The following is a 12493-nucleotide window of genomic DNA, read 5'->3' on the forward strand; positions in this document are numbered from 1 at the left end:
GCGCTAGTACCTGAAACTAGTGCGTCTACCAATTCCGCCACCTGGGCATTTCAGGGAAGCCGCGAGTATAGGATGCTTTTTTGGCGCTTCCGGAAAGTTTCGCAAAAATTTTTTATGTGCGGTGGGCGCTGCAAACAAAAAAGCCGCTTCACGGATGAAGCGGCTTTTGTTGCCGGAACTCTTGCGGGTTCTCGTTAAACTTGGTGCCCAGGAGAGGACTCGAACCTCCACGCCTCTCAGCGCTAGTACCTGAAACTAGTGCGTCTACCAATTCCGCCACCTGGGCATTTCAGGAAAGAACGAGATTGTACAACCAAAAAAAACACGCCAGCGTGACTTCCGCGCAAAAAGTTTCCTCCGATGAGATCGAGGGCAGCGTACAGGGTCACCGCGACGGCCACGGCTTCGTCATTGCGGACGACGATGGCCAGGACATCTACCTGCCGCCCAACGAAATGCGTGCCGTGCTGCACAAGGACCGGGTCCGTGTGCGCGTCGTGCGCCATGACCGCCGCGGCCGGCCTGAGGGCCGTGTGCTCGAGATCGTCGAGCGTCCGCGCCAGCCCATCATCGGCCGCCTGTTGCAGGAGAGCGGCGTCTGGCTGGTCGCTCCGGAAGACAAGCGCTACGGCCAGGACGTGCTGATCCCCAAGGGCGCCACCGGCACGGCCAATGCCGGCCAGGTGGTCGTGGTCGAGCTGACCGAGCCGCCGGCCTTGTATGGCCAGCCCGTGGGTCGGGTGGTCGAGGTGCTGGGTGAGGTGGACGATCCGGGCATGGAGGTGGAGATCGCCGTGCGCAAGTACGGCGTGCCGCATGAGTTTTCCGAGGCCGCCCTGGCGCAGGCCAAGGCCCTGCCCGACAAAGTGCGCGCGCAGGACAAGCGCCAGCGCGTGGACCTGACGGACGTGCCCCTGGTCACCATCGACGGCGAGGACGCGCGCGACTTCGATGACGCCGTGTACTGCGAGCCGGCCCGCGTGGGCCGCGGCAAGGGCTGGCGACTGCTGGTGGCCATCGCCGACGTCAGCCACTACGTGGAGACGGGCAGTCCCATCGATGTGGATGCCTACGACCGCGCCACCAGCGTGTACTTCCCGCGGCGCGTCATCCCCATGCTGCCGGAAAAGCTCTCCAACGGGCTGTGCTCACTGAACCCGCATGTCGAGCGCCTGTGCATGGTCTGCGACATGCTGGTCAACGCCAAGGGCGAGGTGCATGCCTACCAGTTCTACCCGGCCGTGATGCGCAGCCATGCGCGCTTTACCTATACCGAGGTGGCGGCCATTCTGGCCAATACCCGCGGGCCGGAGGCGGCGCACTACCACGAGCGCGTGGGTGATCTGTTGAACCTGCATGACGTGTACCGTGCGCTGCTGGCCGCACGCCATGCGCGTGGCGCGGTGGACTTCGAAACCACAGAGACGCAGATCGTCTGCGATGACAACGGGCGCATCGACAAGATCGTGCCGCGCGTGCGCACCGAGGCGCACCGGCTGATCGAAGAGGCCATGCTGGCCGCCAACGTCTGCAGCGCCGACTTCATCGGCGAGGGCAAGCGCGTCGGCCTGTTTCGTGTGCACGAAGGCCCTACGCCGGAGAAGCTGGAGATCCTGCGCGGCTACCTGAAGGCCATGGGCGTGGGCATCATGGTGGGCGACGAGCCGCGGCCCGGGGAGTTCCAGTCCATCGCCGAGGCCACCAAGGATCGCCCGGACGCCCAGCAGATCCACACCATGCTCCTGCGCTCGATGCAGCAGGCCATCTACACGCCTATCAACAGCGGCCACTTCGGCCTGGCTTTCGAGGCCTACACCCACTTCACCAGCCCCATCCGCCGTTACCCGGACCTGCTGGTGCACCGCGTCATCCGCTCCATCCTGGGCAATTCCAAGTACGTGCTGCCGGCGCTGCCGACGCCGGGCGAGGCGCAGTTCAAGCTCGCCAAGCGCCTGGCGGCCAGGGCCGCCGCTCCCACGCAGCGCCCGCGCAAGACGCCTGGTGCCGCCAGCACGCGCGAGACCCAGGCCTGGGAGGCGGCAGGCCTGCATTGCAGCGCCAACGAGCGCCGGGCCGACGAGGCCAGCCGCGACGTAGAGGCCTGGCTGAAGTGCCAGTACATGCGCGAGCACCTGGGCGAGGAATACGGCGGCGTGGTCAGCGCGGTGACCAGTTTCGGCATTTTCGTGACGCTGGACGCGCTGTACGTCGAGGGGCTGGTGCACATCACGGAGCTGGGCGGAGAGTACTTTCGCTACGACGAGGCACGCCAGGAGCTGCGCGGCGAGCGCACGGGCATCCGCTACGGCATAGGCGCGCGCGTACGCGTACAGGTCAGCCGGGTGGACCTGGATGGCAGGCGCATTGACTTCCGCCTGGTGCACGACGAGCTGTCGGCCCTTCAAGCAGGGGACGGCAAGGGCCGCGATGCGGGCAAGCGCCGCAACGGTGCTGGTGCGGAGGACGTTGGTCGCACACGCAAGGAAAAAGCCCGGGGTGCGAAGGCCGAGCCGGCAGGCAAGGCCGCTCGCGTCGGTGGCAAAAAGCCTGGCAAAGGCGGCGCACGCCAACGCGGCTAGGATGCGGCAGACGGCCCGCACCCCAGCGGGCATGACAAGAGCATCACGCACAAGAAGCAAGGAGATTGGATATGTCCAGAGTGGACGTACAGCCGGGCGTTGCCCTCATCACCGGCGCAGGCACCGGCATAGGACGGGCCGCGGCGCTGGCTTTGCTGGGTGCGGGCTGGAGTGTGGCCTTGGTCGGGCGGCGCGAGCCGCCGCTGCAGGTGGTGGCGCAGCAGTCGGAGGCCGGTGCGCGCGTGCTGGTTGCGCCGGCCGACGTGACCGACCCGGCCGCCGTGCGCGAGGTGTTCGATCGCACGGTGCAGCACTTTGGCCGTCTGGATCTGTTGTTCAACAACGCGGGCACCGGTGCGCCCGCCGTGCCGCTGGACGAGCTGAGCGTGGAGCAGTGGAAGAGCGTGGTGGATGTGAACCTGAACGGCATGTTCTACGGCATCCAGAATGCTTTTCGCGTCATGAAGGCGCAGTCGCCGCGCGGCGGGCGCATCATCAACAACGGCTCCATCTCGGCGCACGCGCCGCGTCCCCATTCGATTGCCTATACCGCCACCAAGCATGCCGTGATGGGCCTGACCAGGACGGCCTCGCTGGACGGGCGTGCCTGGGACATTGCGGTGGGGCAGATCGACGTGGGCAATGCCCATACCGAACTGGCTGAGCGCATGACCCAGGGGGTGCTGCAGGCGCATGGCGCCATTGCAACCGAGCCCATGATCGACGTGGACATCGTGGGACAGTCGGTGCTGTACATGGCCAATCTGCCGCTCGGCGCCAATGTGCTGTTCCATACCGTCATGGCGACCAAGATGCCATTTGTCGGACGTGGTTGAGTCGACATGGAGGGGCTGGCGCGCGGCGTTGGCCTGTGCGCTGTGGCTGCTGCTTGCGCAGCCCGCTCTGGCCCAGCCGGCAGCGGCGGGGCGAACAGATGACATGCAGGGACGGGTGCTGGCATGCACGGCGTGCCATGGCAAGGAGGGCCGGGCCACGCCGCAAGGCTATTTCCCGCGCATCGCTGGCAAGCCGGCAGGCTATCTGTACAACCAGCTGCTCAACTTCCGTGACGGGCGGCGAAGCTACCCGCAGATGTCCTATTTGCTCGAGCACCTGACTGACGACTATCTCCAGGAGATCGCGCAGCATTTCGCCAGCCTGCAATTGCCCTATGCCCAGCCGCCCGCTACGCAGGTGCTGCCGCAGGAGCTGGAACGCGGGCGACTGCTGGTACAGCACGGCGACGCGGGTCGCGATATTCCGGCTTGTGTGAGCTGCCATGGTGCGTCGCTGATGGGGGCTGCCCCCTGGTTACCGGGTCTGCTAGGCCTGTCACGCGACTACGTGGGCAGCCAGCTGGGTGCCTGGCAGACAGGGCAGCGTCATGCGCAGTCGCCCGACTGCATGGCCGCCGTCGCAAGCAAATTGAGCCTGCAGGACGTGCGCTCTGTCGCAGCTTGGCTGGCGGCGCAGCCGGTGCCCGCTGGAGCCGTCCCGGCACGGCAGCTGCCTGAAGCCATGCCGCTGCGCTGCGGTGGCGTGCCGGGACAAGGGGCCGCGCAATGACAGGCCTGCTTCGCAGGAGGTGGCCCTGGGTTGTGGCCGTCTTTGTGGTCAGTCTGCTGACGATGGCCGTGGCCTTGGTCACATTGCTCAACCGGCTGGGAGAAGCGCCACTGCCCATTCTGCAAGTGGCCGTGCCGGCGACGCCCGAGGTGATCGCACGCGGGCAGTATCTGACGCGTGTCGGCAACTGCATCGCCTGCCATACCGCGCGGGGTGGACGCGACTATGCGGGCGGGGAAGGCGTGGAAACACCCTTCGGCACCATCTTCGCTCCCAACCTGACGCCGCACGACGGGACCGGCCTGGGCGGCTGGACGGCCGCCGAGTTCTGGCGCGCTATGCACAACGGCCGGTCGCGCGATGGGCGGCTGCTCTACCCAGCGTTTCCCTATCCGAACTACACGCTGGTCACGCGCGAGGATTCCGACGCCATCTTTGCCTATCTGCAAAGTCTGGAACCAGTGGACAACGCCAGCCGGCCCCATGCGCTGCGTTTCCCGTTCAATACGCAAGCGGCGCTGGCCGTATGGCGGGCGCTGTTCTTCCGCCCTGCGGCCTCGCGCGCTTCGATCGTAGTGCCCGCTGGTGCTGCCGATGCTCCGCAGCAGGCGCGACTCAACCGCGGTGCCTATCTGGTTCAGGGGCTGGGGCACTGCGCGGCTTGCCACACGCCGCGCAATGCCTGGGGCGCGTCGCAGGCGTGGGCGCCGCTGCAGGGGGGCATGGTTGCCGGGCAAAACTGGTATGCGCCGGCGTTGGACGCGGCGTCCGAGGCGGGCTTGGCCGGCTGGGAGCCGGATGAGGCAGTGGCCCTGCTGACAACGGGTGTGTCCCCACGCGCCAGCGTGTCCGGTCCCATGGCCGACGTGGTCTTCCACAGCTTGCAGCATTGGAGCGAGGTCGACATGCGCGCGGCCGTGGCCTGGCTGCAGGCGTTGCCCCAGCGCCAGGCCACGGCCACGGGTAACGCAATCAGGCCCTCCCAGGCCGAGCTGCAGCGAGGTGAGCAGCTGTATGACCGGCACTGCGCCGAGTGCCATGGCAGTCAGGGCGAGGGTCAGGCACAGGCCTTCCCCGCCCTGGCCGGCAACCGTGCCGTGCTGCTGCACGATCCCACCAATCTGGTGCGGGTGCTGTTGCAGGGAGGCTACGCGCCGGCGACGGCAGGTAATCCCAGGCCGTTCGGCATGCCGCCCTTCATGCAGACCTTGAGCGACCAAGACATGGCCGATGTGCTGTCCTTCATTCGCAATGCCTGGGGTAACGAGGCCGGCAAAGTAGATACCATGGCGGTCCACCGCGCCCGCGAGCGGCGCGGACCATAGACTTCATTACCACGTCCAGGAGATCGATCGCACATGGGCAGCCAGGCCGCTACGGCGCTGCAGGCTTCACGGGACCAGGTCTGGTGGGTGGTGTGCTTTTGCGCCCAATGGTGCGGCGTATGCCGGGAGTTCCGCGCCGCGTTCGACACCCTGGTGCGTGAGCAGCCGGCTCTGCACACGGCCTGGGTGGACGTGGAAGACGAGGAGGACATCGTTGGCGACCTGGACGTCGAGACCTTCCCCACCATCCTCGTGGCCGGACAGGGGCGCGTGCGGTTCTTCGGTCCGGTGCTGCCGCAAGCCCCGGTGCTGACGCGTATGGTGGCCAGCCTGCAGGCCGGGGAGGGCGGGACAGGGGCGGACGCAGCCGCCCAGGCGCTGTTGCAGCGGGTGCTGGACAGCCGCTAGGAGCGTCGGCGCCATGCAAGATGCATGCCGCCGCACCTTTACAGAGCCTTGCAATCACGGATACAATACGCGCTTCACGACCAAACGGGCGGGTATTCACCGCCCTTTTTTTTTGGCGTTTGTTTTTTGGCCGCGGCTTTTTTTGTGCCGGTCTGGCCGCCGGATTGGAATCACACAGGGTAGAGCGCAGACACGTGGCATTGCAGCAAATCGTTGAACAGACCGTGACCGGGCTGGGGTATGACCTGGTGGAGATTGAGCGCTCCGCCGGAGGCTTGCTGCGCATCACCATCGACATGCCCTGGACGGCGCCCGAAGTCGACGCGCCGCCGGCGCCCGAGCAATTCATCACCGTCGAAGACTGCGAGAAAGTCACGCGCCAACTGCAATTCGCCCTGGAGGTCGATGGGGTGGACTATGCGCGCCTCGAAGTCTCATCGCCAGGCATCGACCGCCTGTTGCGTCACGAGCAGGACTTCATCCGTTTCGAAGGCGAGGTGGTGGATCTCACGCTCAAGCAGCCCATCGGCGCGGCGGCGGGAGGCGCGGTGGCGGCCAACCGAAAGAAATTCCGCGGCGCGCTGGAGCGTGCCGAAAGCGGCGGCTGGCAGATCGTCTGGAGCGACGAACCCCCGCCCAAACCCGGCCAGCGCGTGAGCAAGAAGCGGCCGCCAGCACCGGTCCAGGTGCTGGGCTTCACCCTGGACGAGCTGCGCGAGGCGCGCTTGGCCCCCATCGTGAACTTCAAGGGCCGCGGCGCCAAGGACGGCGCCGCCGCTGCGGACTGACACGGACGAACAGAGATTTAAGCCGGGTGGCCGCGACGCACAGTCGAGCTGGCGGCCCGCAGGAACGAAAAACAGGAGAGTCGTTGCATGAACCGCGAATTGTTGATGTTGGTGGATGCCATTTCGCGCGAGAAGAACGTGGAGCGTGACGTGGTCTTGGGTGCGGTGGAATCCGCGCTGGCACAAGCCACGAAGAAGCTGTACGAAGGCGAGGTGGACATCCGCGTGTCCATCGACCGCGACAGCGGTGAGTACGAGACCTTTCGCCGCTGGCTGGTGGTGCCCGACGACGCCGGCCTTCAGAATGCCGAAGCCGAAGAGATGCTCATGGACGCGCAGGACCGCGTGCCCGGCATCGAGGTGGGCGAATACATCGAAGAACCGGTGGACTCCGTTCCCATCGGGCGCATCGGCGCCATGGCGGCCAAGCAGGTCATCCTGCAAAAGATCCGCGACGCCGAGCGCGAGATGCTCCTTAACGACTTCATGAGCCGTGGCGAGAAGATCTTCACCGGCACCGTCAAGCGCATGGACAAGGGCGACATCATCGTCGAGAGCGGCCGCGTGGAAGGCCGCCTGCGCCGCAGCGAGATGATCCCCAAGGAAAACCTGCGCAACGGCGACCGCGTGCGCGCCATGATCATGGATGTGGACCTGACCCTGCGCGGCGCTCCCATCATCCTGTCGCGTTCGGCGCCCGAGTTCATGATGGAGCTGTTCCGCAACGAGGTGCCGGAGATCGAGCAAGGCCTGCTGGAGATCAAGAGCTGCGCGCGCGATGCGGGCAGCCGTGCAAAGATCGCCGTGCTCTCGCACGACAAGCGTGTGGATCCCATTGGCACCTGCGTGGGCGTGCGCGGCACTCGCGTGAACGCCGTCACCAATGAGCTGGCCGGCGAGCGCGTGGACATCGTGCTGTGGTCGGACGACCCGGCGCAGTTCGTCATCGGCGCGCTGGCGCCGGCCAACGTGTCCTCGATCGTGGTCGATGAGGAAAAGCACGCCATGGACGTGGTGGTGGACGAGGAAAACCTCGCCATCGCCATCGGCCGCGGCGGGCAGAACGTGCGCCTGGCTTCCGACCTGACGGGCTGGAAGATCAACATCATGGACGCGACCGAGTCCGCACAGAAGCAGGCCGAGGAAAGCAGCGCCTTGCGCCAGCTGTTCATGGAGCGCCTGGACGTGGACGAAGAAGTCGCCGATATCCTGATTTCCGAAGGCTTTGAAAGCCTGGAAGAGGTGGCATACGTGCCACTGTCGGAAATGCTGGAGATCGAAGGCTTCGACGAAGACACGGTGGGCGAGCTGCGCTCGCGCGCCAAGGATGCACTGCTGACCATGGAAATCGCCCGCGAAGAAAGCGTGGGCAGCGTCTCGCAGGATCTGCGCGAACTGGAAGGCCTGACGCCCGAGCTGATCGAGAAGCTGGCCGCCGGTGGCGTGAACACGCGTGACGACCTGGCCGATCTGGCCATCGACGAGCTGACCGAGCTGACCGGGCAGTCCGAAGACGAGGCGAAGGCGCTGATCCTGAAGGCGCGCGAGCACTGGTTCGCTGCGGGGCAGGAATAAAGGTCAGGGGAGATCGAAACACATATGTCGAGTAACACTGTCGCCGAGTTCGCAGCCGAACTCAAAAAGTCGCCTGAAACCCTGTTGGCCCAGCTCGAATCGGCTGGCGTGAGCAAGACGTCCACCACCGATGCGCTGACTGAGGGTGACAAGCAGGCACTGCTGGCCCACCTGCAGGCCAGCCACGGCACGTCTGCCGCTGACCGCAAGAAAATCACGCTGACCAAGAAGTCCACCAGCGAGATCAAGCAGGCCGACGCCTCCGGGCGCGCCCGCACCATCCAGGTGGAGGTCCGCAAGAAGCGCACCTTCATCCGCCGCGACGATCCAGCCGAGGCGCAAGCCGCCCCGGCTCCGGCAGCCCCCTCCACCGAGGAGCAGGAGGAGCTGGCCCGCCGCGCCGAGGAAGTGCGCCGCCAGGCCGAGCTGATCAGCCGCCAGGAGGCAGACCTGGCTGCCGAGCGTGCCGAACGCGAGCAGCGTGAGCAGCGCGAGCGCGAAGCCGAGGAGCGCGCCGCGGCCTACGCGGCCCAGCAGGCCGAGAAGAAGGCGCAAGAGTCCGCCGAGCGCGAGGAAGCTCGCCGCGAGGCCGAGGCCGGAGCCGAGGCCCGTGCCAGTGCCCAGGCCGAAGCCCGTGCCAAGGCTGAAGCCGAGTCGCAGGCGCGCGCCGCCGAGGAGGCAGCTCGCGCGGCCGACCTGGAGGATCGCCGCCGCAAGGCCCTGGCCGAGGCCGAGGCTATCCGCGCCATGATGGCTGCGCCGCGCAAGGTGCTGGTGGCCAAGAAGCCCGAAGAGCCCAAGCCTGCCGCCGCCGCCAAGACAGCCGCTGGCGCCGATGCCAAGAAGGGTACGCTGCACAAGCCGGCGGCTGGCACTGCGGGCGCACGCCCCGGTGCAGCGCCCGCGGGCGGCAAGGAAGTGAAATCCGCCAAGCTGTCCTCTAGCTGGGCGGGTGATCCGGCCAAGAAGAAGGAAATCAAGACCCGCGGCGACAGCAGCGGCGGCGTGGGCCGCAGCAGCTGGCGCGGCGGTCCGCGCGGACGCCGTGGCGACCGCGACGACCAGCGCCACCAGGCGGCAGCGCCGGCGGAGTTCCGCGCCCTCGAAGTGCACGTGCCGGAGACCATCACGGTGGCCGAGCTGGCGCACAAGATGGCCATCAAGGCCTCCGAGCTGATCAAGGTGCTGATGAAGATGGGCCAGATGGTCACCATCAACCAGCCCCTGGACCAGGACACGGCCATGATCGTGGTCGAGGAAATGGGCCACACCGCCAAGGTGGCGGCGCTGGACGATCCGGAAGCCTTCACCGCCGAGGAAGTCTCCGGCCATCAGGCCGAGGCCGTGTCGCGCGCACCGGTGGTCACCGTCATGGGCCACGTGGACCACGGCAAGACCTCGCTGCTGGACTACATCCGCCGCTCCAAGGTGGCGGTGGGCGAGGCCGGCGGCATTACACAGCACATCGGCGCCTACCACGTCGAGACGCCGCGCGGCATCGTCACCTTCCTGGATACCCCCGGCCACGAGGCGTTCACCGCCATGCGTGCCCGCGGTGCCCAGGCCACCGATATCGTCATCCTGGTCTGCGCGGCCGACGACGGCGTGATGCCGCAGACCCGCGAAGCCGTGAAGCACGCCAAGGCGGCGGGTGTTCCCATCGTGGTCGCCATCACCAAGTCCGACAAGCACGAGGCCAACCCCGAGCGCGTCAAGCAGGAGCTGGTGGCCGAGGAAGTGGTGCCCGAGGAATACGGCGGCGACTCGCCCTTCGTGGCGGTGTCGTCCAAGACCGGCATGGGCATCGACGAGCTGCTGGAGCAGGTGCTGCTGCAGGCCGAGGTGCTGGAGCTCAAGGCCCCGGTCGACGCTCTGGCCAAGGGCCTGGTCATCGAGGCGCAGCTGGACAAGGGCCGCGGCCCCGTGGCCACGGTTCTGGTGCAGTCCGGCACGCTCAAGGTCGGCGACATCGTGCTGGCTGGCCAGACCTATGGCCGCGTGCGCGCCATGACCGACGAGAACGGCCGCTCCAGCAAGGAAGCTGGCCCGTCCATCCCGGTGGAAATCCAGGGTCTGACCGAAGTGCCCCAGGCCGGCGACGACTTCATGGTGCTGGCCGACGAGCGCCGTGCCCGCGAAATCGCCACCTACCGTGCCGGCAAGTTCCGCAACACCAAGCTGGCCAAGCAGCAGGCAGCCAAGCTGGAGAACATGTTCGCCGACATGCAGGCGGGCGAGGTGCAGCACCTGCCCATCATCATCAAGGCGGACGTGCAAGGCTCGCAGGAAGCTCTGGGCCAGTCGCTGGTCAAGCTCTCGACCGACGAGGTCAAGGTGCAACTGGTGTATGCCGGCGTGGGCGGCATCAGCGAGTCCGACGTGAACCTGGCACTGGCCTCCAAGGCCATCGTCATCGGCTTCAACGTGCGCGCTGATGCCGGCGCGCGCAAGCTGGCCGAAGCGCATGGTGTGGACCTGCGCTACTACGGCGTCATCTACGACGCCGTGGAAGAGCTGAAGGTGGCCATGTCCGGCATGCTGGCCCCCGAGCAGCGCGAGGAAATCATCGGCATGGCCGAGATCCGCACGGTGTTCGTCGCCTCCAAGATTGGCACGGTGGCCGGCTCCTACGTCACGCAGGGCTTTGTGCACCGCAATGCACGCTTCCGCCTGCTGCGCGACAACGTGGTCATCTACACGGGCGAGGTGGAATCGCTGCGCCGCATGAAGGACGACGTCAAGGAAGTGCGCGAAGGCTTCGAGTGCGGTATCAAGCTCAAGAACTACAACGACATCCGCGAGGGTGATCAGCTGGAGTTCTTCGACATCAAGGAAATCGCGCGGACCCTGTAAGCCATGGCAGCGAAGAAGTCCTCCACGCCCAATCGCAGCTTCAAGGTCGCGGACCAGATCCAGCGTGATCTGACCGAACTGATCCGCGAGCTGAAGGACCCGCGCATCGGCATGGTCACCCTGCAGGCCGTGGAGGTCACGCCCGACTACGCGCACGCCAAGGTCTTCTTCAGCGTGCTCGTGGGCGATGCCGACGGCACGCAGGAGGCGCTGAACCAGGCCGCGGGCTTTCTGCGCAACGGCCTGTTCAAGCGATTGCATATCCACACCGTGCCCACGCTGCACTTCGTGTACGACCGCACGCCCGAGCGCGCGGCCGACATGAACGCGCTGATCGCGCGCGCCGTGGCCTCGCGTTCCAAGGACGACGACGAACGATGACCACGCGCGCTCCCCGCATCCGGGTGCAGCGGCGCCCGGTGCACGGAGTGCTGCTGCTGGACAAGCCCCTGGGCTTGTCAAGTAACGACGCCCTGCAAAAGGCCAAATGGCTGCTGCGCGCCGAGAAGGCCGGGCACACCGGCACGCTCGACCCGCTGGCCTCGGGCGTGCTGCCACTGTGCTTTGGCGCGGCCACCAAGTTCAGCGCCCTGCAGCTGGACGCACCCAAGACGTACGAGGCCATCGCCCTGCTGGGCACCACCACCACCACGGGCGACGCTGAAGGACAGGTGCGCGAGCAGCGCCAGGTCGACCCGGCCCAGCTCACCCCCGAGCGGCTGGCCGCCGTGCAGGCGCAGTTCACTGGTCCCATCCGCCAGGTGCCTCCCATGCACAGCGCCCTGAAGAAGGATGGGCGCGCGCTGTATGAATACGCGCGTGCCGGTCTGGAGGTGGAGCGGCCCGCGCGCGATGTCGAGATTTTCAAGCTGAATCTGGCTCTAACGCAGACAGATCAAGCGCAAGCAGCTATCAAAATAAGAGTGACCTGCAGCAAGGGCACCTACATCCGCACGCTGGGCGAGGACATCGGCCAAGCCCTGGGCTGTGGCGCGCACCTGGTGTTTCTGCGGCGCATTGACACCGGCGGCCTCGGCGTGGAGCGCTGCATCACCCTGGAGCAGCTGCAGGCCATGGACGAGGACCAGCGCCTGGCCCAGGTGCAGCCGGCGCAGACACTGCTGGCCGGCCACGCCACCATCACGCTGGACGAGCAGGAGGCCGGCCGCTTCCTGTCGGGGCTGCGCCGGCGCGGGCCCTGGCCCGACGCGCCGGCCGTGGCGGTGTACGCCGAGCAGCCGCACGCACTGCTGGGCGTGGCCCACGTGCGCGGCGGCGAGTTGATCCCCGACCGGTTGCTCAGCCCGCTGGAGATCCAGCAAATCCTTCAAGGCGCGCCGCGCGCCGATCACAACACCCCCTTGAGCGCGGCACATTGAACACAGACAGCACCAACGTT

The 12493-nt window shown here is 66.8% G+C and carries 10 protein-coding genes and 2 tRNA genes (1 of these 12 cut by a window edge); 10 read left to right on the forward strand and 2 right to left on the reverse strand.

The window, feature by feature from the left end; genetic code table 11:
* Window positions 1-47 (reverse strand) — tRNA-Leu (locus tag RT282_RS06500) (it extends 138 nt beyond the left edge of the window).
* Between the two features lie 154 nt (window positions 48-201).
* A tRNA-Leu gene (locus RT282_RS06505) sits at window positions 202-286 on the reverse strand.
* 19 nt (window positions 287-305) lie between these two features.
* Here RT282_RS06505 and rnr point away from each other — a divergent pair.
* The 10 genes from rnr (at window position 306) to truB (ending at window position 12473) form a co-directional block, all read left to right on the forward strand.
* The gene (rnr, locus tag RT282_RS06510) at window positions 306-2579 is read left to right on the forward strand and encodes a ribonuclease R (RefSeq protein ID WP_313312754.1); all 2274 of its coding nucleotides are present in this window, start codon (window positions 306-308) and stop codon (window positions 2577-2579) included.
* A gap of 71 nt (window positions 2580-2650) precedes the next feature.
* Entirely contained in the window at window positions 2651-3415 is a 765-nt protein-coding gene (locus tag RT282_RS06515) for an SDR family oxidoreductase (RefSeq protein ID WP_313312755.1), read from the forward strand.
* 103 nt (window positions 3416-3518) lie between these two features.
* Window positions 3519-4145, forward strand: coding sequence for a c-type cytochrome (locus RT282_RS06520; protein WP_313313970.1), 627 nt, complete (start codon window positions 3519-3521; stop codon window positions 4143-4145).
* Between the two features lie 62 nt (window positions 4146-4207).
* Window positions 4208-5470 carry a cytochrome c gene (locus RT282_RS06525; RefSeq protein ID WP_313313973.1) on the forward strand — a complete coding sequence of 421 codons (1263 nt, stop codon included), beginning with the start codon at window positions 4208-4210 and terminating at the stop codon, window positions 5468-5470.
* Window positions 5471-5503: 33 nt separating this feature from the next.
* Window positions 5504-5878 (forward strand): thioredoxin family protein, encoded by a 375-nt coding sequence (locus RT282_RS06530; RefSeq protein ID WP_313312756.1) that lies wholly within the window; start codon window positions 5504-5506, stop codon window positions 5876-5878.
* A 194-nt stretch (window positions 5879-6072) separates the two neighbouring features.
* Window positions 6073-6666 carry a ribosome maturation factor RimP gene (rimP, locus tag RT282_RS06535; RefSeq protein ID WP_312758698.1) on the forward strand — a complete coding sequence of 198 codons (594 nt, stop codon included), beginning with the start codon at window positions 6073-6075 and terminating at the stop codon, window positions 6664-6666.
* Window positions 6667-6753: 87 nt separating this feature from the next.
* Window positions 6754-8241, forward strand: coding sequence for a transcription termination factor NusA (gene nusA / locus RT282_RS06540; RefSeq protein ID WP_312305756.1), 1488 nt, complete (start codon window positions 6754-6756; stop codon window positions 8239-8241).
* A 24-nt stretch (window positions 8242-8265) separates the two neighbouring features.
* A complete protein-coding gene (infB, locus tag RT282_RS06545) occupies window positions 8266-11094 on the forward strand; it encodes a translation initiation factor IF-2 (RefSeq protein WP_312758701.1) in 2829 nt (942 codons plus the stop codon).
* Between the two features lie 3 nt (window positions 11095-11097).
* Window positions 11098-11475 carry a 30S ribosome-binding factor RbfA gene (gene rbfA / locus RT282_RS06550; protein ID WP_312305761.1) on the forward strand — a complete coding sequence of 126 codons (378 nt, stop codon included), beginning with the start codon at window positions 11098-11100 and terminating at the stop codon, window positions 11473-11475.
* On the forward strand, window positions 11472-12473 hold the full coding sequence (truB, locus tag RT282_RS06555) for a tRNA pseudouridine(55) synthase TruB (RefSeq protein ID WP_312305764.1): 1002 nt from the start codon (window positions 11472-11474) through the stop codon (window positions 12471-12473). The genes rbfA and truB overlap by 4 nt, the downstream gene beginning before the upstream one ends.
* Window positions 12474-12493: the final 20 nt, after the last annotated feature.

Source organism: Pulveribacter sp. (assembly GCF_032079985.1).
In the GTDB taxonomy this organism is placed as follows: Bacteria; Pseudomonadota; Gammaproteobacteria; order Burkholderiales; family Burkholderiaceae_C; genus Melaminivora.

Coding starts and splice junctions, on each gene's coding strand:
- RT282_RS06515 (WP_313312755.1), top strand. CDS start 2,651: ATGTCCAGAGTGGACGTACAGCCGGGCGTTGCCCTCATCACCGGCGCA.
- RT282_RS06520 (WP_313313970.1), top strand. CDS start 3,519: ATGCAGGGACGGGTGCTGGCATGCACGGCGTGCCATGGCAAGGAGGGC.
- RT282_RS06525 (WP_313313973.1), top strand. CDS start 4,208: ATGGCCGTGGCCTTGGTCACATTGCTCAACCGGCTGGGAGAAGCGCCA.
- RT282_RS06530 (WP_313312756.1), top strand. CDS start 5,504: ATGGGCAGCCAGGCCGCTACGGCGCTGCAGGCTTCACGGGACCAGGTC.
- nusA (WP_312305756.1), top strand. CDS start 6,754: ATGAACCGCGAATTGTTGATGTTGGTGGATGCCATTTCGCGCGAGAAG.
- infB (WP_312758701.1), top strand. CDS start 8,266: ATGTCGAGTAACACTGTCGCCGAGTTCGCAGCCGAACTCAAAAAGTCG.
- rbfA (WP_312305761.1), top strand. CDS start 11,098: ATGGCAGCGAAGAAGTCCTCCACGCCCAATCGCAGCTTCAAGGTCGCG.
- truB (WP_312305764.1), top strand. CDS start 11,472: ATGACCACGCGCGCTCCCCGCATCCGGGTGCAGCGGCGCCCGGTGCAC.